Raw genomic sequence first — 22,231 nt, 5'->3', positions numbered from 1 at the left:
GGGTGGCGGCAGGTCCATGTCAAGCAGTCGGTAGTCAACCAGAGGCAAGGTTCACGACATTGGAACGGAGGCGGCGCACCCAGTGCGGAAGTGCCCGGCCGATGTCGGCGACTGCGTCCGCGGGCAGACCCTCGCGCAGGATCGGGAGGAGGCTGGCGTACTGCTGGAGGATTCCGTCGCCGTACTGAGGGTCCGGCCACATCTCGGGGTCCGCGAAGGGGATGCCGAGGTAGGTACAGCCCGAATCGGCGGGCCAGGTCGGGTCGATGGCGTGGGTGCCATCAGTGGCCCAGGCGTGGGGGGCGTGGTGGACGGCGCTGTCGACGGTGCAGCTGGCGAACCCCTCAACGTACACCAGGGCGGGGTCCTCCTGGTCCGCGATCGTCTGAACGGCGTTGGTGTAGCAGAAGGTCACCAAGAGCGGGGCGACTGCGGGCGGAAGCGGGGCCGGGGTGAAGAGCCGGCCAACATCGAGGAGCAGATGGAAGGGGGAGGGGTACGCCCACCCTTCGAGGACCGGCTCGGAGGTCGGGTCGACCTCTGCGGCGTACTGTCGGAGGCAGTGGATCAGGGCGGCCTCGGCGGGGGTCAGGAGGCCGCCGACGGCCGGGGCGCGGCCGGGCCGGGGCCGGTCGGCCGCAACGGGCGACCGTTCGTTCATCGTGTTCTCCTGCAAGGTCGGATTGTCCGAAACGGGCGTCAGGCCGGTGCCGGAGCAGCCGGGCCGGAAGGGTCGTCGTGGGGGTGTTCGGACTGGCCCGGAAGGGCGGCCAGTTCCCACTGCTGGAGGAAGTACGGGTCGGACGGCTGCGCCTGGAGCAGCGGCCGGCCGTCGGAGGCCAACTGTGCGCGGGTGACGAGGTGGGCGCTGCTGCGCGTCGCCTGGCCGGACAGGTGCGGGCAGGCCACCCGCGCCAGATCCCTGCACTCCTGGTGCAGTGCGGCCTGCAGCACCACGCCGGCGGGCGTGGCCAGCACCCACGCCTGCTCGGCGAGAGGGGCTCCGCACACCTGGCAGCGCCACTCGTTGTGGGCACGGGCCAACAGCCGGGAGTCCATCGCGCGCCACCACACCCGCCCCGCTGTCCATGGGGTCACCCACGGAACCGGGAAGCCCTGACGCGTCGGCCGGGGCAGTCCGGTGACCGGAGCGAGTAGTATCCCTGCCTTCTCCAGGGCGCTCCACACCGGCCGCTCGATCCCGTAGCACGCGCACTGCTCGTTGCCGCAGGCGAAGACAGCGTTGGCGGTGTCGTAATCCAGTTGCTCGGCGCATTCCGGGCAGTCCGGGTTCGGCTCGTTGGCCGTCATGCCGTCGTTCTCCTGCTCGTCGAAGGTGTTCTGGGCGCCGGTCGCTACGGTCGCTGCGTCGGCGTGGCGACCGGGTGGCAGGGGGTGGTCCAGATGGTGTACGTGACCTCGGTCCAGCCGGTGAGTTTGGCCGGGTCGGCCCAGGCGATGGGGTCGATGGTGTAGCCCAGCTGGGGCAGGCGGTTGATCGCGTCCGCGAGGGGCGGGACGGGCTGGGGGTCCGGGCTGGGCGCGATCATGTGGTGTCCGGGGCCGTCCGGGGCAGCGACGGTGAGGGTGTCGGCCGGGCCGAGGTCGACGGTGTCGACGACGACTTCCGGACCGGGCGCGACGACGATCATCTGCCAGCGCTCCTTCCAGACGGCCAGTTCGGCCATGTGCAGCCCCGGCAGGCCCTGGTGGTCGGGGCGCGGCGGGGTCGGGGGCTGCTCGGTCACGAACTCTCCTCGGCGGCAATTTCGTTGGGGTCGGTCTCGTCCGAGCCCTGGGGTGCGGGGTCGCTCTGATCGTAGAAGCCGGCGCGGATCTGGTCGCGGTTGATCGCGTACTGGAGGGCGTCGTCCTCGCCGGTGAACATGTGCTTGGTGACGGTCTTCTCCAGTGCTTCGAAGTAGCGGGCGCGGCGTTCGGCGGTGCGGAAGCGGCGCTCCACCCCGAGCAGCGCGCGGATCCCCTGGTACTGGCTCTCGTCGCCGTCGCAGACCTCGCTCAGTACGGCCATGTCGTCGGCGCCGAAGCCGAAGCCGCTGTTCAGGAGGTCCGGGCCGGGGAAGGGGGCGCCGGTCTCCTCCTGGTAGATGCCGGGAAGGGTGTCTTCGATCTCGTGTTTGACCACGACCCATTCGTGGCGGATCGCGTGCAGCTCCTCCATGCTGATCAGGGACAGGTCCCGTACGTACTCCGGGCCGTGGGTGCGGATCTGGCGCTGGGCGCGCAGCAGCCGGCGCAGCCAGTCCTCTCGTGCCGTCTGCGTATAGGGGCCGTGGACGAGCCGTCCGTGGAAGAGCATGAGCGAGCCGTTCGACCTGCGGTAGTCCCGCAGGTGACGGTCGTCGTCGATGTCGAGGGCGTTGCGCAGCTCGAGCAGCGGACGCAGCCAGTCGTTGTCGTCGTCGTTGGCGATCATGGCCTTGAGGGACTTGTCCTGGCTGACCATCGTGCACGTCCAGCATCCGAACCGGCTGTCGCCGCACGACGGGGTGGTGGTGTCCACCACCAGCGGGCACTCGGAGTCCGGGCTCGCTCCCTGGTAGAGGCCCAGCAGGTCCTTGTGGCTGTGGCCCCAGGGGTTGTCGTACTGCATCAGCAAGATCCATACCTCGTCGTTGGTCAGCGCCTCGATCGGGCTGTAGACCAGCGAGTTGGGCAGTTCGCCGTTGGGCGAGAGCCGGTCGCGCACGCGGCCCTTCTCGTGGCGGGCCATGGCCTTGGCGCGTACGGCGCTCTCGGCCTTGCGGATGCCCAGGACGAGGATCGCCTCGCCGTGGGCGCCGACGACGGTGCGGATGAACCGGTTCGACGGTTTGATCTTGAGCCGCTCGGTGCACCACCTGAATTTTGGCCTCGGCGCGGCGTAGCCGCGCCCGATCAGGCATGTCCAGAAGGAGTCCTCCACGGCCGGGGTGAGCCGGTGCACTTCGATGGGAAGGTGCTGGGCGGCGGCGGCCTCGCGCATTGAGTCCAGTGACCGGCCCACCCAGGCGGCCACCAGGGGGTTTTCCACCAGGGTGTCGGTGGAGATCACGTGGACGGTCTTGGTCCGCTCGTCCGGGGGCAGTGCGGCCAGGGCCCACCACACCAGCGCGGTGACCAGGGTGCTGTCCTTGCCGCCGCTGTAGCCGATCACCCACGGCACCTGGTCGGCTCGGTACAGCTCGCGGATCTCCTCCAGCAGCAGTCTGAGGTAGCGGTCCGGGGTGATCTCACCGAAGGGCGTGCGGCGGGTCGGGCCGAGACCGGGGACCAGGGTGGGCGGGGACATGGCGGGGCCTTCCGACGATCGGCGGGTATGAGGCGATCGAATGTCCGGCTGGGGAGCGGGGGTGTGCGCGGAGCACCCCCGCTCCCCGGCCTGGCGGTGAACATCCGGACCGGCCGCAGGAGTCCGGCTTTTCCCCGGACTACGGTTCCTGGCCGGCCGGGTCGCGCACCCGCCGTGACGGTCTGCCGGGCCGGCCTGGTGCGCCGTGCCGGGGACGACCATGGTGGCGTGAGGGTCGCGGGGTTCGGTGCTTCACCGGGGCCAGATCACATGGCCCACTTCCCGGACCGCTCGAACTCGCCGGTCGCAAGGTCCACGATCAGGTGGTCCCCGGGCTGCGGCGGGGTGTCAGCGGCGATGTCCGTCAGCAGCTCCCGGAACGCGTCGTCCAGGAGCTTGTAGCCCGTGTCCGCGTCGCCGTTCTCGGTGAAGTCCTCGAACTCGGTCACCGTCCCGTCTTTGTAGTGGAGGTAGACCTGCGACTCATCCCAGAACGTGCCGTTCTCGTACGGGGAGTCGGTCACGAACTCGACGCGGGTCACGGGGCCGCCATCGGCCTGGGGGACGTGGAACAGGGCGCGCAGGACGTCCGCGAGCATGGTCTCGCGGCGCCGTGCGCACTCGGCCGTGAGGGTGCTGGCGGCGGAGGTGAGCTGCTCCAGGGACCAGTGGGCCGTCGCCAGTTCCATGGCGGCGGCGGTGAAGATCTCGGCGTCGAGGCGGTCAACGCCGAGGGGCGGGGCCGGTGCTGCGGACAGATGGGCCGCATCCCTGGGGGCGGCGACGCTGTTCGGAGCGGGCTTGAGCATGTCCACAGTGTTCTCCAGGGGGCGCGGCCGGCTGCGTGCACGCCCGCGCGAGATGGGATAGGTGGTGGCCGGACGACGACCGGCCCGACAGGAAGAATAATATACGTACTCATAGAGTTAAGCAATTTGCGGGGTTGGTGGCCCCTGCCCCCGGGGCTCGGGCCGTACGGGCTGTTCGGTGGCGTCTACTGCTCGGAGGTTCGCAGCGCGCGCGGGGCGGCGCGGGCGTAGTCGGCGGGGGTGGCTTCCGGCCGGTGGACGTCCGCGACGGCCGCCAGTACGGCCAGGTACTGCGGGTCGGTGTCGGCCGCGTCCTCGATCCTCGAAGGCAGCCGAGCGCAGCCGGGCGAGGCTGGCGCGGGTCTTCTTCTCCTGGCCGCCGAGGTCGTGCTCGACGACGAGGTCGGCCCGGGACTCGCCGACCGCGACGACGCGCAGGCGCCGGTCGCGGCGCTTCTGTCGGGGGCGAAGTCGCGGCAGAACCGGCCCTTCGTGACGGCGGCACTCGGCATGATCTTCTCTTCTCCGTCTCGCCCTGGTGAGGCCGGGCTGTCGGGACGGCACCTCAAACGCCGCGCGGTGCCGGGGGGTTGCGGCGGCTTGTCCCTCCTTGGCGCGCGCTGTTCCTCGTATCCTGCCGGACGGCTCGGCCGGAGCGTCGGCGCGGGGGTGCTTGGTGCTGACGGTGTGCGAGGCCGTTGCGGGCCGTGCCGGGCAGTAGACCGCCCTGCAGTGTCGTGACGGTACTGCTCCGCAGGGTGCGGAGGTAGAGGTTGTGCACGTAGGCGCGGGTCTGCGGTTCCCAGGTCCGGCCGAGGATGTGGGCGATCCAGGCGGCCGACACCATCGGGCAGACCGTGTCGGCGATCAGCTGGGTCTTGTTGCGGATTCCCTCGCCGCGCCCGATGTGCTTCCAGGGGTAGCCGGGGAGGAAACCCACCGCGCGTCCCAGGTCGGCGTGGCTGTGCGTGAGGCCGTCCGCCTCGCGCTTCCACCCGTACGCCGTGCCGGTCACCGTCGTGCCGGGCCGGTCGGCGTCGAACGTCCCGCCGCCCTTGGGCCGGCCGGTGTTCGGGTCGATGCCGCGCACGCCCCGGGTGGATACCTTGTGGCCCTTCTCCCAGCCCATGCAGTGCGCCCAGGTGGTCACGGGGAACGGCGCGCTGGGGCGGTAGTCGACGAAAGGGCGGGTATAGCGCATCGACACCAGGAAACTCCGGCGCCGCTTCGAAGCGGCCCCGTAGTCCGCAGCGTCCAGGAGGCTGAACTGCGCGTACTCCCAGCCGGCCGCGTAGAACTCGCTGCTGATGGCCTCGACGACGTACTGCGCGGCCGGGGATTTCAGCAGGTTGCTCGACTGCTCCATGGCCACCCACCGGATGTTCCCGAACTTCGCCTGGAGGGCGAGCGGCCAGATCACCACCTCGGCCATCAGGCCGGTGCGCGGGTCGTCCAGGGCGGCCAGGGGAGCGCGGACCTCCGCCCAACTGGCGCCGGTAGGCGGTGCGTAGCCCTCCAGGCCGTCCCCGGCGTCGTCGACCATGATGAACCCGGCCGCAGCCCCGGCGTCGGAGATGACGTCCTCCAGGATCTGCATCGCCGACGCTTCCAAGCCCGCCCGCTTCCCGCCCGGGGAAAGCGTCTGGCAGGGCGGGGAGAGGATGACCGCCACCACGTAGCGCAGCGCGCGGTGCCCCGGATCCAGATCGGTGACGGAGGCGCAGATCCGGCGGTGCCCGGCGGCCCGCGCGGTGGCGCACGCGCCCTCGGACAGATCCACCCCGACCATGTCGACCTGCTCGCCGAGCACGGTGGTGATCCCCTCACACCAGCCGCCCGGCCCTGCGAACAGGTTCACGATCCTGATCGGATCGCCGGGCTTCGGGCTGTAGAGCCACTCGACCGGCCACGGCCCCGCGAGCGCGGCCCGTTCCTCGTCACTCAGCGCCGCGATGTAGGCGTCACGCCCGGCATCGTCCAGGAGGTCGATGTCCTCCACCGGCAGGCCCAGTGCGGCGCGCACCTTCGCCACCGTCACCGCAGCCTGTTCGCGGACCCAGTACGCCATATGCGCCCGGGCCCAGATCGCGGTGCTTTCCTCCTCCAGCTCCAGCCGACAGTTCCAGCCCTCGTCCTGGATCCACTGGGGCAGACGCCAACGACGGGCCTGGCCGATGGCCTCGTACGCAGCCGTCACCGCGTCGGAGTGGGTCTCGGCCAGCCCCAGCGCGGTGGCGCGCGCGGCGGCCGCCCGCTCGTGGAGCCGCTCTGCCTCAGCGAGAGGGCACGGCGGGGCAACCGCAGCGCCCCCTTCGCCGTCCATGGCCGGCGGGCCGCCCGGGTCGCTGATCGTGTCGTGCACCGACGCGGAGCTGGAGGATCGCGCGTTCACCGTCATGTGCCTCTGAACTCTCGGCCGTCCTGGAACAGGAAGGCGGGAAGACCGGGTTGCGGGTGGCCGGACGACAGTGCCCGGCCACCAGGGAAACCACACACAAACTCGTAGCGTTAAGAAATGTTGGGAGTGTGGGCGGTCAGCCGGACGCGGAGTCGGCCACCTTCCGCAGCATCCGCTCCGTCTCCTGCTCCCCGAACGCCGCCACCAGCGCGGCTACTTGGCCCGCCAGACCGGTGTTGTTGATCGCGCTGGCCCGTTCGTCGGCGTCGTCGTGCACCGCGTCGAAGGCGTCGAGGTCGCCCAGTTCGGGCCGGGAGCCGCTGTTGTAGGCGTCCGACGCGCCGCGGTGCTCCATGTCGTACACCAGCTCGTCGACGTCGGTCTCGGCTAGCCCCAGCTCGCCGGCCAGACGGACCAGCGCTGCGGCGCCCTGTGCCTCCTCCGCCGGGCCCAGGGCGCCGGTCGGTTCCGGCTCGTGCCCCCACCGGTCGCTCGGGTTGGAGTTGTCTCGGGTGGCGGTCACGGAGTCCTCCGGAGCGGGATGTCTCGTGGTCAACGGTGAAAGGTGTGCGGGCGGGGTGGCCTCCTGGACGACGTCGGCGAGGGCCGACGCAGTGGAACCCGCGCTGGAGTCATCGGCGACGACGCACGGCCTGGCCGGCTTGACGATCTCCGCATGCTCGGCAAGCAGAAGTCGTACCCGGGCGGTCGACGCTCCGGTCGCCGTGGCGATGTCGCGCAACGTCGCGCGCCGCAGAGCCAGTGCAGCCACTGCTTCGCCCAGGGCTGCCTCGTGGGCAGCTTCGATGGACCGCAGCTTCTCCAGCTCCGGTGTCGTTGGGATGAGCGTGACCTCCGCTGCTTCGCCAACGAGCGCCAACCCCTGCTTGGTGCTCTCGCGCGCGGCTTTCAGAGTCCGTCCGTGTCCGAACACTCCGTAACGGGGGACGCTCACCAACCAGTTCCGGCCACGCCGGACCGCCTGGCATTCAATCAACTGCGTCACGACGTGCCCTCCAAATCGTCGATGATCTGCTGCACGATGACGTCCGGCAGCGACGAGGGCACGGCCACCTGCCGTGCGCCGATCCGGTACAACGTGTGCGTGGCGTTGCTGCTGACCTGGCTGACGGTGAGACCCCGACGAGCTGCCGTTGCGCGAAGGCGAGCCAGTGAGGTGCTGCGCTGGTCACCTGCGCGCAGTGCCGCTGTGACCTTTTGCGCTTCCTTCCACTCCTGGAGACTTACGACCGGCTCGTGCACGATCTGCGGCGACCAGACCCACTCCGAGACTGGGTTCAACCGGGAGAACCCGGGCCTGCCCGTGCGGGTCGCTTTACGATTGTAGACTTGGTGGCCAGTCAATTTGGGATTCGCGATAAGTCCCTCCACCAGGGTGTGCGTCCACTTTCCGTCGATGGGATATCGGTCGGGGTCGGAAGACAGGATCGCAATGATGTCTGCTGCCTTGAGATGTTCTTCTCGTCGTAGTCGGCACAGCTCCGATGCTGCGTCGAACCGGCGCGAGTCGGGGTGCGCTGCGAGTTTTCGTTTGGGGCGTGTGATACCGAATCGCGCCTTTTCCGGCCTCGGCGCGTTCTCATCAATGACTGCGATGTACGGGTAGGGGGGGTAGCCGTGATTCCATCCGCCGATGGCGTGCTGGGCCTGCCCGCCCATGGACATCTCGATCATGACCGACCGGTAGACCTCGGCATCGACCTGGCTCTGGCGGCGCATGCGCAGTCGACCCGATTCGGTGCCGCCCACCGGCTCATTGGCGTAGACGACCTCGACCCCGATCTTTTCGAGTTCGTGTTCCACGGTGAGGCTCGTGAGCATGGCGCGCGCGAGCCGGTCGGAGCGCTCAGCCAGAACATGGGTGTAGCCGAGCAGTTCGGCTCGCTCCACGAGGTCTTGGAGCCCACCGTCGCGAGGCGTCGGCACGGCCAACGCATCGTACATGGCATGAGGCCCCAGACCCCGCAATTCCGGGGGTAGCATCCCGGACTCGACGTCCCAAAAATACGCAGCGAATTCCTCGCCCTCTTTTAGCCGGGCGGAAGCATGGGCCACCTGTCGTGGAATGGAGGAAGCGGGATTCTGTGTTCCGTCCTTGGTGGAAACGCGCCCGACGAATACCGGAATGCGCGGGCGCAGGTCCGTCAGCTTATAGCCGGGCAGGTCGGAGAGGTCGATGGGAGGTCCGAAAGAAGAGATCATCAAATTTCCTTGACGCTCGTGAACGTGGAGTTGCGCCGAACATCGGGGCATCGGCGGCCGTGGGCGCGCCGTCGCGGGGTGCACGCCGGTTCGGGCCGGGATTCCTCGCCGGTGAGCCAGGCGTACAGGTCCCCGGCAAGGTCCCAGAGCCTGCCGGACGGGTCCTCGGCGAAACCACTGTGAGTTCCCGCCGCGCCCGAGGCGGTCGTGGTACTCCCAGGCGCAGTCCGGTGGACGCGCCCAGGACGGCGAAGACGGTGTTCACCCCCTCCTCGGTGCACCCGTCGCGGAACCGGCCCGCCAGCCGGCCGCCAGCGACGACCGGGGCGAGTGCCGCGTCGGCGTACGGGGCCGGCACCGCGCGCCCGTCCGGCGGCGCGCTGGCGTCCAGCCCTGCGGCAGCCGACTGCTGAGGCGGCTAGGCCGGAGGGGTCGTCACCACGCCCAGCTTGGCGAGCATGGCCCGCAGTGTGGCGAACTGCTCGGTGAGCTGCTGGACGAGCAGCTGTTGGTCGTCAGCGGAGACGGGCTGGCCAGTGGCCATGGCCTCCTCGTAGGAACTGGCCAGGGTGTTGCTCAGGTTGTCGGCGGCGCGGTGGGCCTGCCACACATGGGGATCGGACATCGGTAGAACCTTCGTCGAGTCGTTGGGACAGGGGAGGTGACGCGGCCCCGGGCGCGGTGCCGGGGCCGCCGGCGTACGGGAGGGCGCCCTTCAGGCGTCGTCGGGGTCCTCGGGGATGGTGAGGTCGAACCCGAGGGTGCGGAGGCGCCACTTGATGGCCTCCACGATGTCACCGCCCTCAAGGTCGGGGTCGGTCATCGCGGCCAGGACGGCGGTCATGCCCGCCGTGACATCGGGCCCCGGCGCCGTGGTGTCGGCCGGCCGGCCGAACTCCCCGGCGAGGACGGCCATGACCGTGCCGAGCATCTGGACGCACTCGTCGGTGTGCCGGTCGGCGGCCTCGTCGTGGTCGTCGTAGTCGTTGCCCAGCAGCGCGCCGTCGGGCCCCTTGAACGGGGCGAGCTCGGCCCGGTGGCGGGCGAGCATGGAGGCGTGAGTGCTGATGAGGCTGTGCACTACGCCGTGGGACGAGCTCCCGGCCGGGCCCGGCGCCTCCGCCAGCTCGTGGCCGCGCAGCATCGCCGCGCACTGCAGCCAGCCGGCCAGGTCCTGGACCCGGTCGCTGAGGGGCCGGTCCCACTGGTCGAAGGGCAGGGCGGATGCCGCAGTGAGTTCAGCGAGGGCCGCGGCGACAGTGGTCGAGTCGGCGTCGCCGGGGAAACTGGTCAAGGCTGCGCTGGTCATGGGATTCCTCACGTGGGCGAGCGCGCCGTGGCGGCGCGGGGATGGCGGAGGGCGGTCGGTCAGGTGGCGGGTACGCCGGGGAAGCGGCCGTAGGGGTCCAGGACGATCTCGCCGCGTTCGTGGGGATCGATCATGAGGCCGGTCGGGGTTGTAGAAGGCAGGGCCGGTGCCACGCGGACACGGAGCTGGCCCAGCGGGGGCTACTCGTCGGCGCCGGTCACGTGCAGACCGGAGACGCTGGGCAGCTGCGAGAGGATCGTGTGGAACTCCGCCGGCCGGTACCCGCCCCGGCGCTCCCTCTTGCCGAGTCGAAGCCACAGGTGCACTTCCACGTCGTCAAGTTCACGGTCGCCGGTGGCGACGTAGTCCGTGTCCAGGCACGAGAACGTCACCGACTCGACGATCGTGATCAGTTCGCCGAGGGCGATCCGGTCACCCTTGCGGGGCAGCGGCAGGCTGCCGGTCTCCCAGGTGAAGCCCGCCTCGTACTCGATCTCGCCGTCGTTGATGCCCAGGTTGAATCCGACCTCTGCGCGCATGAGCGCTCCTTGTCCGTGTGGGTGGTGCGGTCGTGGCGCGCTGCGCCGACGGCCGGATGGTCGTGCTCCTGGCGGGATTCGAACCCGCGCCGGGTAGACGAGCTTGGAAAACGCGCTTCCCTGCCGGGGGTTCGGGGGTGTCAGCCCCTCGTTGAGGTTCCCCAACCCTGGGGCTTTTGGCTGGCCAGGGCCCGGTCCCGGTGCATCCGCAACCGTCTCGTCATGACGCCGTTCCGTTTTACGGCCGCTCTCCCTCTGAGCTACAGGAGCAGGATCGGGCTGCGCCCTCCCCGCAGCAACAACATTACACAAACTCATAGAGTTAGACAACACGCGATGCTCGGTCGGAGATGCCGGGCCTTCCGCAGAGGGAGCGTTGTCCCGGACTGCTGTCGACGAGCGACCTGGTGCGGCACAGTCGTCCCTATGACGCCGTCCTACGACGAGGTCGCGGCCGCAGACGGGGCCTGGACGCAGGCGCTTCGCCTGCCGACCGCGGCCTCGTTCGAGCAGGTCCGCCACGCGCTCACCGAAGCGGCGCGATAGAGCCCGGTCGCGGCCTTCCTGCCGGGCGAGGCCGACGATCCGGTGAAGGAAGCGCTGCTCTACCGTGACCCGAGCCGCACGTACGGCACGCCGGACCCCTCGGCGTGCGACACGGCCGTCGGCACGCTGGTCTCGGTGACGGGATGGGCGGTGGTCGCCGGCCCGGCGCCGGGCGGCGTACTCGTCGGTCTCGGCCTGCGCGAAGGGTACGACGCCAGGGCAGCGCAGCACTCGCCCGCAGAAGTCGCCGCCCCCTTCCGTGCCTTCAGCGCGACTGGATGGCGCTGTCGCACGGCCCGGCTCGTGTCCGCCCGTCTCGTCGGCCGGAACGTCCGCTGGTATGCGGAGGACGGAGTCGCCGTGCAGGCGGAGCCCCAGCTGCTGCCCGCCGTCCAGGCCGCTGCCCTCCGCTGCGCCCAGGATCGGTACGTCGTGACCCACCTGGCCGCGCAGCGCACGTACGCGCTCCAGCGGAGCGGTGGCGGCGGCTCCGAGGGCTGAGCGCACCGTCCGTCACCAGGGCTGGGCGTTCTCGCCCCCGTCGGTGCTCTTGCCGCCCTGCCGGCCGTCGTGCCGGTCTTCGGGGGCCTCCTTGTACGGATGCCAGGCAGCCGAGGCGCGGTGGGGGAGGTGGGCTGCGACGATGCTCGGCCAGTCCGTCCGGTCGTGCTCCTTCGGGGTGGCCGGGTGCGTGATCCAGTTCGTCGCGCCGATCTGGTCGCTCAGCAGTGCCTCGACCAGGCACTCCCGGCACAGGCCGAGCTCGGGCGTCCAGTCCCGGGGCGAGTCGGGCGTTTCGGGGTGCAGCACCTCGTGGCGCTGGGTCGCCTCCAGGAGCAGGCGCGGCCAATCGACGGCGCGCGCCACCCGCTCCAGGATCGCCGCCATGGCGTCCTCGACCGCCCAGACGGCTTCGGCGGGGACGGTGGTGTAGCTGCGGGTGCGGTCGTCCCAGCGGTGGTTCCCCAGCACGTCCTGCTGGAGGGTCTTGATCACGGCGAGTCGGTTGGGCATGGCAGGTCTTTCCAGGAGATGCGGATGGGGAAGCGGACGCTCCCTGCGAGCCGAGCCGGCGGGAGCCCGAGGGCGGCGGCGGGGCGCCCATGGACGGTGGCTCGGTCAGAACGGCCAGCGCGGTGACCGGGTTCGGGTGGGATACAGCAACGGCCGGTGCTGCTGCTCGACGATCGCCCGCTCGGCGCGCTGCCGCGTGGGCTCTTCGAGGTCGCGCGGGTCGAGCAAGGAGTTGCCGCAGGACACCGTCACGCCTCGGCCCAGCTGCCACAGCTGCGCATTGGCTGCGCAGCAGGCCGAGTTCAGCGGATCGAGATCGTTCAGCCACCAGCGGTAGTGGCCCGGGTCGAGGCCCTGGAACCGCAGTGTCGCGGCGGCGGCCCGGACCATGGTGCCCGTCCCTGCGCACGGTTCGAGCAGGAGCGCACCGGGCTCCAGGCGCCCGGTCAGCGTGATCCCGCCGACGTGGTCGGAGGCCATCGAGGGGGTGAAGAATTCTCCCGTCGCCTGCTTCTGGCGGTATCCGCGCATCCGCTGGACCAGCAGCCCGAGCAGGTCTTCCGATTCGCACCGGGTGACGTCGCTGCAGTACTCCAGCAGACCTGCCCGCACGAGGATGCGGGCGTAGTCGCCCAGGCCGCGGATCTCGCTCTCCCCGGGATCGGCGAGCCAGTGGTGCAGCGGGCCGGCGGCAGCGGCCAGAGCGGGGTTGTAGGCCCACATGCTGTTCCAGCTGGCCCGGAGGGCATCGGTCAACTCCTCGTCGTCCAGGGGGATCAGCAAGGGCCCGTAGTCCGGCCCGTCCGCCCTGCTGGGGGAGCACAGTGCCAGCCCGGCGAGCGCGCCGACGGCGATGGCCAGATCGCCCGTGCCACCCCGGTTCTCCAGCCACCAGGTGTGTGCCGCGTCGACGATGGCGTGGCCGTGCTCCCGCCCGGACTCCGGGGCCATGAAGCGGCGCAGGCCGGCCGGCGGGATGCCGTACAGAGTCATGTCGTTCTCCAGGAGAGGTTCAGGAACAGGAGAGGAGGCCCGCACAGTTCCGTCGGGGCGGGACGGGACGACGCGGAAGCAATGGAGGGCAATACGCGAACTCATAGAATTAAGTAAGACGCGCCTTCGGGGTGTCTGCGTCACCAGTCCATCAGTGCGTGAATCTTGGCCTGCACCGCCTTTAGCTCCGCGTCGATCACTTCCAGCGGCTGCGGCGGCTTGTAGACGTAAGAGTGGCGAGTGAACGGGATCTCGTATCCGACCTTCGTCTTGGTGTGGTCGATCCACGCGTCGGGGACGAACGGCAGCACGTCACGCCGCAGGTGGACGACAACTCGGCGTGCTGACTGCTGTTCAACGGACACCTCTCCAGCAGGGACGGCCCGGCCGGGCTGCGCCCGGCGCGGCCGGTAGGAACGAGGGGAACATCGGGACAGTCCCGGCGGGTGCGGGGTACGCCCCGCACCCGCCGGAACGGCGGAACCTCACCCGCATGACCGCCCGCACTTCTCGGGGGTGTGGTAGCTGTCCGCGTACTCGGCGACCTTGTCGCGTACCGCCTGCGGCACCTCGGGCCCGAGCGCCGCCACCGAGCTCCACCACTCGTGGTCGGCCCCGCTGCGGCCCGGGTCGATCGTGTGCACGACGGCCCGGGTGGGGGCGCCGTCCATGTAGACGTGAACCGCGGTGCCGTCGTCGGGGTCGCGGTCCACCACCACGTCGATCCGGCGGCCGACGGGCGGCCCGTCGGTCTGGGGCCGCGTCGGCGTCGGAGGCTCGGCTGCCCTGGCCCAGGCGCCGAAGATCTCGTCGCGTCCGTGGGGGCCCAGGAACTCGACCAGCACTGCATCGAGAACGCCCAGGTCAACCGTTGCCCACCCCGAGGGCAGGCCCTTGTCCAGGTCATCGGCGCGACGGTCGAGGAAGTTCAGGACAGAGGACTTGGTCACCCTCGGGTCGTCGGCGGTCAGTTCCAGGCGGCGTGCCATCTCGGCGGCCGCGTCACGCAGTGCGGCGGAGCCCGTGACGGGGGACTGGAGGAGGGGGCTTGCGGGCATTGGGGCATGCGTCATGAGAAGTCCGATCTCGGTGCGTGCCAGGGCAGTCCCGGCACGAGGAGGAGAGCCCCGGGGCAGGGCTGGCTGGTCGGCGCAGCGGTCAGGTGTCCTGCTCGGCTTCGTCCCGCCGCCAGCGGCGTGACTCGATCCGGCGGGCGATCCGTCGCTCTGCCGCCTTCGCCCGTCCCCGGGCGAAGGTGTAGTAGAAGCAGGTGCATCCTTGGCGGGCCCGGACACACCCGCCCCGGTTTCCCGGGCGGGTGGCGGGGAGCAGCATGCGCACTGGGCCTCCGTGCGGGATGGGGGTGGTGGTAGCGCGGGCGGCGAAGCGCTGGGGACCGGTGCATGGCCGGGTCGGGCGTGGCTGATCACCCGTGAGCGGCGTCGGCCCGGGCGTCTTCAGCGGTGTAGCCGCAGTCGCATCCTGGATGGCAGTACGAGCCGGCCGGAGCGAAGCAGCCCTCGCACGGCTCGTCGAGTTCTTGGGGCAGGAACGGTCGACGCTGCGTTCCGCTGATGCTGGGCTGGGGCAAGGACATGGCTACTCCTGTAGGTGATGTGGGACCGGAGGTGGGGCGGCCCCGGGGCGGTGGAGGTCCGTCGCGGGCCGGTCACCTCCCGATCGGCCCCGAGATGGTGATGGCGGTCGAAGCCGTCGTGGCCCCGTCGAGGGTCGTGCTGGCCCAGCGCATCGCGCTGACCTCGGTGATCGGTCCGAGCTCGCCGCCGTCGGGGTCCTCCCCGGTGATCAGGAGCTGGACGTGCACATCTCCGGTGTTCGTCTGTACGTTGGTGAGCCGCGCGATGAGGTCGCGGACCGTCAGCGAGGGCTGGGAGGGCGACTGCGGGGCGTCCTGGTCCTCGTCGTGCCCTTCGAGCAGCACCCTGACGGGGCCGGTGCCGCTGGTGGCCCCGGTCGGACTTGGCTCCCACAACGGGTCCTTCGGCGCCTTCCCACTCGCCGGACAGGAACGAACCGACCTCGGCATCGCCCCCCGCTGGTGCTCCTCAAGACGGTTGAGAAGTTCCGACACTCGCATCGCTGTGCCGCGAGGGGACCGACGTCGTGAGGACCGGCGCGTTGTGCCGCAACCAATGTCTAGACCATACGTGGAATCATAGAATTAAGAAATCAGAGGAGCAGCTGTGCCCCGCCTGAGAGTGTGCACGCCGCATCGCCGGGGAATCGGCCCTCCCGATCCGGCCATACCGCCTGCCAGACGGGCGGGTTGAGGCGATAGACGGTGCGCACCAGGATGAACGGCGCCGCGCTCTCCGCCCGCCTCAATAGCAGTGAATAGCCGCCCCCGGCTGCGCCCTTGACCTCCATGGCCTGGGTCGGAGGAGCTTGCTGCTCAAGCAGCCGTGCCGCCAGCGAGTTCAGTACGGAGCAGGCTGCCTCGTAGGGGAGCCCGCTGATTGCCAGTTCGTAGCCCTGGCTGACATGCAGTCCGACCGTGTATGCGAGCGAGGGCTCGCCGGTGTGGGGGTCGGCCAGGATGAAGGGGATGGCGAACCCCTCCTCGTCGATGCGGGCCAGCAGTCGCTTGACGTAGGCGTCCATCCGTGCGCGGGTGTCCGCGGGGATCGGGAGGTGCACTGATCATCCGTTCGGGAGTGCCGGGTCCTCCGGGGTCGCGCCCTGGGCCGGCGGATGGGTTGGATTCGGGGCCTCTCCGGCTGAGGGAGGGGCGCCGAGTTGCCACAACAATATGCGAACTCGTAGAATTAAGCAACATGCCCTGTGGTGTTCACTCCGCCTGACCTCCTATCGGGCGGCAGGGGCGAAGGCCACTCGGCGACGAGGCGGGTGGGCTGCGGCACGCCCGCATATCTCCGGGCCGCGAGCCCCCACGTGGGAATGGCGACCGCACCGCCCGCCCACCTCGCCAACCCGATGACGCGCCACGTTGAAGCCGAGCCGAAAGGACGCTCCATGAACATCGTCGCCCAGCCAGGAACCTGTTCCGGCCCCCGTCGGCATCCGGCTGGCGCGCTGCCAGGTGCCGCGAGACGAGGCGGGCAAAGACGCTCTGTGACTGTCAGTGCACGCCGGGACAATGGCGGCCGAACCAAGCCGGAAAGGAGTGCTGGACAGTGATCGAGGCGAGCGACCCGGGCCAGCTGCCGACGGGCCTGGAGGCCGCGCTGGCGGCCAGGGCGCGAGGAGCGTGGTCGCAGGAGGCCGCGGTGTGGCTGCTGACCGGCGACGACGGGATGTGGCTGCCACGCCTGGAAGCCGGCGACTTCGTGAAGTGGATCGGAGACGACCACGCCATGGCATCCGTGGACTGGCCAGCGGTCTGGGAGGTTCTGGACGAGATGCCGGACGCCGACGAGCCGGACCCGCTGCGTGCGGGCACCACCACCTCGCAGCTGATGGTCCTCCGGATCGCCGGGGCGCTCGACTTTGACGGCTGCCCGGCAGTTCTGGCGCACCGGCTGCCCGGCCTGAACGAGCACGACACCCGCAGAGTGCTGCACGCCATGGCCTGGTCCGCGCGCGGCCGCAGCTACGCCGAGGCGTTGGGGGTGCTGACGGCGTGAACCGGTATGCCTACCCCGCGCCGTCTCCGATCCGGCTTCCGGACTGGCAGCGCAAGACGCTGCGCTTTTACCGCACCGACACTGCCCGGGCGCTGATCGAGATGGGCAAGCTGGAGCAGCGGATGGTCGGGATCGAGCCGTCCTGGGAGTCCCTCGCTGAACGCCGGCAGGCCGCCGAGGTCATGGTCGCCGAAGAGACCACCCGGCTGTCGTCCGCCGAACTGCGCTGGATCGGACCAGGGCTGACTGCCACCGCCCGCGAGTACGCGCTGGCCGACCTCAGCCACGTGTGCATCGACCATGGCTTCCCCGTCCCGCCCGGCGACGAGAAGGACGCCCCGCAGAACCAGGCCGGCTTCGCGCTGTTCGCCGAGGCGTACGCGGTGACCGGCGACGGCGGGAAACTGGTTGCTGCCTCGTGGTCGCGCTGGACCCCCGGCGACCGGGACTGGGAATCCAGGTGGCTGTCCTGGGATCAGCACGGCCGGGACACCGCTCAGACCGAACTGCTGCGCGATGCCACACGGGACGGCGGCACGTGGGACGGCGGCTGGTGGCTCACCTTCTACGCGCTGTCCGCCCGGCCGGACGGGCGCCCGCGCGGCAACATCGGCCCGCTGCTGCCGCTGGCCGAACTCGTCCTGCCGGACGGCTGGGAACTGCCAGCCAGGGACCGGCTTGAAGGGGACGCCACCCCGTGGCACTACGCCCGGCCGGTGCTGGCTGCCCTGCGCCTGCTGCGCGAATTGCCCCGCGAACGGACCGTCGGCGAGGTCTCCCAGCGCGTCGAGCACGTTGAGGAGAGCGCTGCCCGGCAGCGGGCGGAGCGGCGGGCTGGCATCACCGGGCCACGCCGGGTGTCAGTGATCCACGAGGACGCCCCGCTGCCCGGCCCGGTCCAGCGGCGTCCGGACCGCGAGGTGGTGGCGCGCGGACCACTCGAGGTGCGCGTCCCGGTGAAGAAGTACACCCGCTGCCCCAACCGAGCCGAGCACGGCCCCGGTTGCCAGCACCGCGAGGTGAAGGGCTACACCCGCGGCCCCGAGGGCGCGCCGCTGTACGACCGCTCACAGCGGGTTCGGGCTGTCGGAGCTCGGCCCCAGCCCGGGAACGACACCGAATGACCAAGACCGTCGAGGCGCCGCAGTCCGAGGTCTGTGGTACTCGGGCCGCAGGCGTTTCAGGCACCGGTTCTTCCGGGGCAGGGTTCGGGCCCGCTGGATTCGCATCGACGTAAGTGGACGTCCGGCCGGTACTCAGCCCTCCGCCTGGACCTCGTCCGCCTGCATGCCCTTCTGGCCCTGCACGGCAACGAAGGTCACCTTCTGGCCTTCCTTGAGGCTCTTGAAACCGTTCCCCTGGATCGCCCTGAAGTGCACGAACAGGTCCGGACCGGATTCCGGACTGATGAAGCCGTACCCCTTTTCCTCGTTGAACCACTTCACGACGCCGTTCAGCCGCTCCGCCATGTCCACTCCTTGAATCGCCTGTAGCCGGACGCGCAAGGCGCCCCGCTGGACCGATCATCACCGACAGGAGGGCGAGAACCCGGGACAGGCACCGCCACTGGCAGCGACCGGAGCCAACCGGTCAGACTCGCTCGGCAAACGGTCAAGCTCAACTGTCAGAGGTCACCACCACCTGCCTCGACGCTGGAGGGGCCGGTACCGGCATATATTAGAACGGATGTATGATCTCCCGTCCGATTTGCCCCGGCTCCGCACGCTAGAGCAGCAGGTCAGCATCTGGCTTGGCCATATCCGCTCCGCCATCGCCGCAGCCGAGCCGAGCAGCGGGAAGCCGAGCGGCGGCAGGGCGAGGATCGGCGGCCGCTGGTGCCGGACTGGATTGTCGAGCTCGGGATCGGTGTCGGTCAGCCTCCGTCGGAGGTCCACACCGGTGACTGCTACGCGGGCACTGAACACGGACGCCCACCCGGACAGGCTGACTGAGACCGAGGGTTACTTCACGGGCGGTCCCGCGGTCCGCCCGCTACTCCATCATCCGGAGGCGGGTGTCCGGGCGGCAGTGCGTGCACGCCCGGACACCACCGGCCAGCAACGCACGGGCCTGGTCCCGGTTGATGACCCGCTGCCGCATTCCCGCGGTTGACGTCGGTGCTCCAGTGGTGGCCGGCCCCGCAGTCGCACTCGTATATGCCGCTCTAGGGCACGATTTCGCCGGGATGCCATGTGCGTTGAAGCGATGTGCACCGCCCAGTGGGCGGCAGGGGCGGCCTGGGGTCGCTGCAGATGAGGAAGTAGGCGAAGTAGGCGACGGCGGGGAGGCCGAGGCGGCGGGGCCTGCTCGCTTTTCAACCGAGCAGTGTTCGAGCTGCGCTCCCGATCCGGGCGGTAGTCAACTTCATCGGCTGCCCCTGCAGCCCTTCGGGCTGTGGGGGTTTGTGGTGTTGGCACCATCGGGACACGAACGCGGCCACATCGAACGCGTGAAGGCGCCCGCGCACCTGAACCGCTGCAGTGATGCGTCGGACAGAATCCCGAGTGCAAGGGACGAGAGGATCACCGAGGTTCTGCGTGGGATGCTGCGGTGGCGCTCCGGACGGGATCGGGAGTATCGGGGTACCCCGTTCGCACATTGACCAGCGTCAGAAGCCCACCACAGTGGTGCTCCGGACTCTGGCCGGAGTGGTGGCCGCAGATTCCGTTGCCAGGGATCCGACGATTGTTCCGCCGTGGTGGTGCTCCGGACGGGATCCGGAGTGGCGGGTTGTCGCCCGTGTTTCTGAGCGCATCCATGCGATAGCCGCAGTCGTGCTCCGGCCGGATCCGGAGTGTTGGCCCGCCGCAGCCGTTCCTCGACCGCGTCAAGCCGCTTGCCGCAGCAGTGCTCCGGAACAGTCCGGAGTGTTAGGTCCTCGCGGGTCTTCTCCGAGATCAGGACGCGCTGCCCGCAGTGGTGCTCCGGACGGGATCCGGAGTGTTGGCATCCCGCCCGCACGGCGGCAGTTCGCCGTCATGCGGCCGCAGTGGTGCTCCGGGCGGGATCCGGAGTGCTGGCGGTAGGGCAAGTTCGCCTACCAGACCATCTGGGAGCCGCAGTGGTGCTCCGGACAGAATCCGGAGTGTTGGTCCGTCGGTCTGACCACCGAGGACTCCCTGAAGTTGCCGCAGTGGTGCTCCGGCCGGGATCCGGAGTGTTGGCCGGAGAAGCTGCGCGCACCGGGCGGCTGGTCGAAGCCGTAGTGGTGCTCCGGACGAGATCCGGAGTGTTGGCGGGTGGATCGAGCCCGTATCCGCGGTGGACATCGAGCCGCAGTGGTGCTCCGGAGGGGATCCGGAGTGTTGGGCCCGGGTCGGCCGCCTGGGCGAGGGACTCCAGGGCGCCGCAGTGGTGCTCCGGACGGGATCCGGAGTGTTGGGCCGTGGGCGGTACGGGGCTGACGGCGGTGGTGTGGCCGCAGTGGTGCTCCGGACGGGATCCGGAGTGGCTGGCCCGGATCGTGCCGACAACGCGCGAAGGCGCCACCTCGCCGCAGTGGTGTTCCGGCCGGGATCCGGATGCTCGTTGGCGGAAGAGGCACAAAGCGTCGTAGAGCGTGAGGTGCCGCAGTGGTGCTCCGGACGGGATCCGGAGTGTTGGGCGTTCACCAGGTCGCTGGTGCACCCCAGCACACAGCCGCAGTGGTGCTCCGGACGGGATCCGGAGTGTTGGCACGGCCTGCGTCCTGGTGGCCGTGTCGGCAGCGGCGCCGCAGTGGTGCTCCGGACGGGATCCGGAGTGTTGGTCCTGACCGAGTTGGCTCAGGAGCTGCGCAGGGTTCAGGCCGCAGTGGTGCTCCGGACGGGATCCGGAGTGTTGGCCCGCGTAGCCTGCGACGTTTCCGGAGCGTGACCTGGTTGACCGGTGTTCACGCTGGCGTAGTACGGGCATTTTGGTCATTTTTCTTCGGTGTGATGGGGTGGTTAGGGGCGTGCTTGTGGTTCCGAGGTCTGTGGGTGCCCCGTTGACCGGGGGAGAGCGGTCCGTCGCTTCCGGTAAGCCGCGGTGGTGCTTCGGATGGGATCCGGAGTGCTGGACCACCGAGGCGCTCGGAACGGTCGTCGGCCTCAATCCGTAGTGGTGCTCCGGACAGAATCCGGAGTGTTGGTCCGTCGGTCTGACCACCGAGGACTCCCTGAAGTTGCCGCAGTGGTGCTCCGGCCGGGATCCGGAGTGTCTGGCCCGGATCGTGCCGACAACGCGCGAAGGCGCCACCTCGCCGCAGTGGTGTTCCGGACGGGATCCGGAGTGCAGAGCCGCCGCAGCCCGCAGTGCTCCGTATGAGAGGGCGCCGCAGTGGTGCTCCGGACGGGATCCGGAGTGCTGGTACTGATCCCGGAGTTCGCCGCCGATCTTTCCGTCGCCGTAGTGGTGCTCCGGACAGAATACCGGAGTGTAGGGGGCCGTCCGTGCCCCCGCCGGCGGCTTTGAACCCGCCACAGTGGTGGCCCCGGCGAAATCGGGAATGTTGACAGGTACTCGGCGGCCGGTGCGGTGTATGCGGGCTGGCCGCACTGGCGATCCGGATGGCCCCCGGGTCTGTCGGCTGCGGATTTCGTTCCGAGGACTCCGACGATCGCGCCGCCGTAGTGGTGCTCCGGACGAGATCCGGAGTGCTGGGACGGGGGCCGCGTCCCAGATCGCTGCCGCGAAGGGGCCGCAGTGGTGTTTCGGCCGGGATCCGGAGTGTTGGGACCGAACTTGCGCCCGGCGGCATCCCGGACGTACGGCCGCAGTGGTGCTCCGGACGGGATCCGGAGTGTTGGTGCCGAATCCCGGCGTGTAGGTCAGGCACACGCCAGCGCCGCAGTGGTGCTCCGGACGGGATCCGGAGTGTTGGGAGCGTGCTTCCGTACATCGCGAGGATAACGGCGACGCCGCAGTGGTGCTCCGGACGGGATCCGGAGTGTTGGGGTGGAGTACGACTGCCTCATGCAGTCGGCCATGGCGCCGTAGTGGTGCTCCGGACGGGATCCGGAGTGTTGGCCCAGACTCACCGGCCGCACAGAGCGAGACCAGCGAAGGCGCCGCAGTGGTGCTCCGGACGGGATCCGGAGTGTTGGGTGACCCGCGCTGCCGACACCTCCCTTTCCGATCAGGCCGCAGTGGTGCTCCGGACGGGATCCGGAGTGTTGGCATCTGCGCGACGTCGCCGGCCGGTACGTCCAGCGGCCGCAGTGGTGCTCCGGACGGGATCCGGAGTGTTGGACGGGGTGGGGCGCAGTGTCGGGGCTGTCCCGACAGGCCGCAGTGGTGCTCCGGACGGGATCCGGAGTGTTGGCCCGCGTAGCCTGCGACGTTTCCGGAGCGTGACCTGGTTGACCGGTGTTCACGCTGGCGTAGTACGGGCATTTTGGTCATTTTTCTTCGGTGTGGCTTTAATCACGAGTCCTGACGTCAGTTGTTCACGAGTTTGGGAGTCACCCCGAACCACGGACGGGTGATGTTCACGAGTTTCGACGCCACCGGGGTACTTGCCAGGCCAGCATCGGGAGTGCTC

General features: G+C 69.8%; 22 protein-coding genes, 2 pseudogenes and 1 CRISPR repeat array. Of the genes and pseudogenes, 3 read left to right on the top strand and 21 right to left on the bottom strand.

Annotated features, from left to right (window positions below; all coding sequences use genetic code 11):
* Nucleotides 1-34 precede the first annotated feature (34 nt).
* The 13 genes and pseudogenes from MHW47_RS05925 to MHW47_RS05870 form a co-directional block, all read right to left on the bottom strand.
* On the bottom strand, nucleotides 35-661 hold the full coding sequence (locus MHW47_RS05925; protein WP_239221561.1) for a hypothetical protein: 627 nt from the start codon (nucleotides 659-661) through the stop codon (nucleotides 35-37).
* 38 nt (nucleotides 662-699) lie between these two features.
* Complete coding sequence (locus MHW47_RS05920) at nucleotides 700-1,311, bottom strand: hypothetical protein (protein ID WP_239221560.1); 612 nt, start codon at nucleotides 1,309-1,311, stop codon at nucleotides 700-702.
* Between the two features lie 44 nt (nucleotides 1,312-1,355).
* Complete coding sequence (locus MHW47_RS05915) at nucleotides 1,356-1,748, bottom strand: hypothetical protein (protein ID WP_239221559.1); 393 nt, start codon at nucleotides 1,746-1,748, stop codon at nucleotides 1,356-1,358.
* Nucleotides 1,745-3,292 (bottom strand): DNA phosphorothioation system sulfurtransferase DndC, encoded by a 1,548-nt coding sequence (dndC, locus tag MHW47_RS05910; protein ID WP_239221558.1) that lies wholly within the window; start codon nucleotides 3,290-3,292, stop codon nucleotides 1,745-1,747. The genes MHW47_RS05915 and dndC overlap by 4 nt, the downstream gene beginning before the upstream one ends.
* Before the next feature lie 266 nt (nucleotides 3,293-3,558).
* The gene (locus MHW47_RS05905) at nucleotides 3,559-4,101 is read right to left on the bottom strand and encodes a hypothetical protein (protein WP_239221557.1); all 543 of its coding nucleotides are present in this window, start codon (nucleotides 4,099-4,101) and stop codon (nucleotides 3,559-3,561) included.
* Nucleotides 4,102-4,286: 185 nt separating this feature from the next.
* Nucleotides 4,287-4,421 (bottom strand): DUF6354 family protein, encoded by a 135-nt coding sequence (locus tag MHW47_RS36070; RefSeq protein ID WP_374230056.1) that lies wholly within the window; start codon nucleotides 4,419-4,421, stop codon nucleotides 4,287-4,289.
* A gap of 61 nt (nucleotides 4,422-4,482) precedes the next feature.
* Nucleotides 4,483-4,665, bottom strand: a pseudogene (locus tag MHW47_RS36065) (DUF6354 family protein); the annotation flags it as partial.
* Nucleotide 4,666: 1 nt separating this feature from the next.
* A complete protein-coding gene (locus tag MHW47_RS05895; RefSeq protein WP_239221555.1) occupies nucleotides 4,667-6,493 on the bottom strand; it encodes a hypothetical protein in 1,827 nt (608 codons plus the stop codon).
* 142 nt (nucleotides 6,494-6,635) lie between these two features.
* Nucleotides 6,636-7,379 (bottom strand): hypothetical protein, encoded by a 744-nt coding sequence (locus MHW47_RS05890; protein WP_239221554.1) that lies wholly within the window; start codon nucleotides 7,377-7,379, stop codon nucleotides 6,636-6,638.
* A 122-nt stretch (nucleotides 7,380-7,501) separates the two neighbouring features.
* Nucleotides 7,502-8,722 (bottom strand): recombinase family protein, encoded by a 1,221-nt coding sequence (locus tag MHW47_RS05885; protein ID WP_239221553.1) that lies wholly within the window; start codon nucleotides 8,720-8,722, stop codon nucleotides 7,502-7,504.
* A gap of 418 nt (nucleotides 8,723-9,140) precedes the next feature.
* Entirely contained in the window at nucleotides 9,141-9,347 is a 207-nt protein-coding gene (locus tag MHW47_RS05880) for a hypothetical protein (RefSeq protein WP_239221552.1), read from the bottom strand.
* Between the two features lie 90 nt (nucleotides 9,348-9,437).
* Nucleotides 9,438-10,031, bottom strand: coding sequence for a hypothetical protein (locus MHW47_RS05875; RefSeq protein ID WP_239221551.1), 594 nt, complete (start codon nucleotides 10,029-10,031; stop codon nucleotides 9,438-9,440).
* Between the two features lie 200 nt (nucleotides 10,032-10,231).
* Nucleotides 10,232-10,570: a hypothetical protein gene (locus tag MHW47_RS05870; RefSeq protein ID WP_239221550.1), complete on the bottom strand. Its 339-nt coding sequence runs from the start codon at nucleotides 10,568-10,570 to the stop codon at nucleotides 10,232-10,234.
* A gap of 588 nt (nucleotides 10,571-11,158) precedes the next feature.
* On the opposite strand from MHW47_RS05870, the gene MHW47_RS05865 reads away from it, so the two are divergent.
* Entirely contained in the window at nucleotides 11,159-11,617 is a 459-nt protein-coding gene (locus tag MHW47_RS05865) for a hypothetical protein (protein WP_239221549.1), read from the top strand.
* Between the two features lie 12 nt (nucleotides 11,618-11,629).
* Here the strand turns inward: MHW47_RS05865 and MHW47_RS05860 are convergent, their stop codons facing one another.
* From MHW47_RS05860 to MHW47_RS05835, 6 genes and pseudogenes are all read right to left on the bottom strand, one after another.
* Entirely contained in the window at nucleotides 11,630-12,130 is a 501-nt protein-coding gene (locus MHW47_RS05860) for a hypothetical protein (protein WP_239221548.1), read from the bottom strand.
* Between the two features lie 105 nt (nucleotides 12,131-12,235).
* Entirely contained in the window at nucleotides 12,236-13,123 is an 888-nt protein-coding gene (locus MHW47_RS05855) for a hypothetical protein (RefSeq protein WP_239221547.1), read from the bottom strand.
* A gap of 140 nt (nucleotides 13,124-13,263) precedes the next feature.
* Nucleotides 13,264-13,503, bottom strand: a pseudogene (locus MHW47_RS05850) (hypothetical protein); the annotation flags it as partial.
* 105 nt (nucleotides 13,504-13,608) lie between these two features.
* The gene (locus MHW47_RS05845; protein ID WP_239221546.1) at nucleotides 13,609-14,181 is read right to left on the bottom strand and encodes a hypothetical protein; all 573 of its coding nucleotides are present in this window, start codon (nucleotides 14,179-14,181) and stop codon (nucleotides 13,609-13,611) included.
* A gap of 611 nt (nucleotides 14,182-14,792) precedes the next feature.
* Nucleotides 14,793-15,116, bottom strand: a complete 324-nt coding sequence (locus MHW47_RS05840; RefSeq protein ID WP_239221545.1) for a hypothetical protein — start codon at nucleotides 15,114-15,116, stop codon at nucleotides 14,793-14,795.
* A 197-nt stretch (nucleotides 15,117-15,313) separates the two neighbouring features.
* Nucleotides 15,314-15,745, bottom strand: coding sequence for a DUF4262 domain-containing protein (locus MHW47_RS05835; RefSeq protein ID WP_239221544.1), 432 nt, complete (start codon nucleotides 15,743-15,745; stop codon nucleotides 15,314-15,316).
* Between the two features lie 533 nt (nucleotides 15,746-16,278).
* On the opposite strand from MHW47_RS05835, the gene MHW47_RS05830 reads away from it, so the two are divergent.
* Both MHW47_RS05830 and MHW47_RS05825 read left to right on the top strand, forming a co-directional pair.
* On the top strand, nucleotides 16,279-16,728 hold the full coding sequence (locus MHW47_RS05830) for a hypothetical protein (protein WP_239221543.1): 450 nt from the start codon (nucleotides 16,279-16,281) through the stop codon (nucleotides 16,726-16,728).
* Nucleotides 16,725-17,852, top strand: coding sequence for a hypothetical protein (locus MHW47_RS05825; RefSeq protein WP_239221542.1), 1,128 nt, complete (start codon nucleotides 16,725-16,727; stop codon nucleotides 17,850-17,852). The genes MHW47_RS05830 and MHW47_RS05825 overlap by 4 nt, the downstream gene beginning before the upstream one ends.
* A gap of 132 nt (nucleotides 17,853-17,984) precedes the next feature.
* On the opposite strand, the gene MHW47_RS05820 is transcribed toward MHW47_RS05825, so the two are convergent.
* Both MHW47_RS05820 and MHW47_RS05815 read right to left on the bottom strand, forming a co-directional pair.
* Nucleotides 17,985-18,197 (bottom strand): cold-shock protein, encoded by a 213-nt coding sequence (locus MHW47_RS05820; RefSeq protein WP_239221541.1) that lies wholly within the window; start codon nucleotides 18,195-18,197, stop codon nucleotides 17,985-17,987.
* Nucleotides 18,198-18,720: 523 nt separating this feature from the next.
* Nucleotides 18,721-18,828 carry a DUF6233 domain-containing protein gene (locus tag MHW47_RS05815; RefSeq protein ID WP_239221540.1) on the bottom strand — a complete coding sequence of 36 codons (108 nt, stop codon included), beginning with the start codon at nucleotides 18,826-18,828 and terminating at the stop codon, nucleotides 18,721-18,723.
* A gap of 2,486 nt (nucleotides 18,829-21,314) precedes the next feature.
* Nucleotides 21,315-22,012: a CRISPR direct-repeat array (repeat unit 37 nt; unit sequence GCCGCAGTGGTGCTCCGGACGGGATCCGGAGTGTTGG).
* Nucleotides 22,013-22,231: the final 219 nt, after the last annotated feature.

It is taken from the genome of Streptomyces sp. OfavH-34-F (assembly GCF_022347745.1).
Lineage (GTDB): Bacteria > Actinomycetota > Actinomycetes > Streptomycetales > Streptomycetaceae > Streptomyces.
This window is presented reverse-complemented; position numbering and strand designations above follow the sequence as displayed.

Excerpts from the sequence above, each read along its gene's own strand:
- MHW47_RS05880 (WP_239221552.1), bottom strand. The coding sequence starts at position 9,347 with ATGTCCGATCCCCATGTGTGGCAGGCCCACCGCGCCGCCGACAACCTG.
- MHW47_RS05820 (WP_239221541.1), bottom strand. The coding sequence starts at position 18,197 with ATGGCGGAGCGGCTGAACGGCGTCGTGAAGTGGTTCAACGAGGAAAAG.
- MHW47_RS05835 (WP_239221544.1), bottom strand. The coding sequence starts at position 15,745 with ATGGACGCCTACGTCAAGCGACTGCTGGCCCGCATCGACGAGGAGGGG.
- MHW47_RS05845 (WP_239221546.1), bottom strand. The coding sequence starts at position 14,181 with ATGCCCGCAAGCCCCCTCCTCCAGTCCCCCGTCACGGGCTCCGCCGCA.
- MHW47_RS05870 (WP_239221550.1), bottom strand. The coding sequence starts at position 10,570 with ATGCGCGCAGAGGTCGGATTCAACCTGGGCATCAACGACGGCGAGATC.
- MHW47_RS05920 (WP_239221560.1), bottom strand. The coding sequence starts at position 1,311 with ATGACGGCCAACGAGCCGAACCCGGACTGCCCGGAATGCGCCGAGCAA.
- dndC (WP_239221558.1), bottom strand. The coding sequence starts at position 3,292 with ATGTCCCCGCCCACCCTGGTCCCCGGTCTCGGCCCGACCCGCCGCACG.
- MHW47_RS05905 (WP_239221557.1), bottom strand. The coding sequence starts at position 4,101 with ATGCTCAAGCCCGCTCCGAACAGCGTCGCCGCCCCCAGGGATGCGGCC.
- MHW47_RS05860 (WP_239221548.1), bottom strand. The coding sequence starts at position 12,130 with ATGCCCAACCGACTCGCCGTGATCAAGACCCTCCAGCAGGACGTGCTG.
- MHW47_RS05855 (WP_239221547.1), bottom strand. The coding sequence starts at position 13,123 with ATGACTCTGTACGGCATCCCGCCGGCCGGCCTGCGCCGCTTCATGGCC.
- MHW47_RS05885 (WP_239221553.1), bottom strand. The coding sequence starts at position 8,722 with ATGATCTCTTCTTTCGGACCTCCCATCGACCTCTCCGACCTGCCCGGC.
- MHW47_RS05925 (WP_239221561.1), bottom strand. The coding sequence starts at position 661 with ATGAACGAACGGTCGCCCGTTGCGGCCGACCGGCCCCGGCCCGGCCGC.
- MHW47_RS05815 (WP_239221540.1), bottom strand. The coding sequence starts at position 18,828 with ATGCGGCAGCGGGTCATCAACCGGGACCAGGCCCGTGCGTTGCTGGCC.
- MHW47_RS05875 (WP_239221551.1), bottom strand. The coding sequence starts at position 10,031 with ATGACCAGCGCAGCCTTGACCAGTTTCCCCGGCGACGCCGACTCGACC.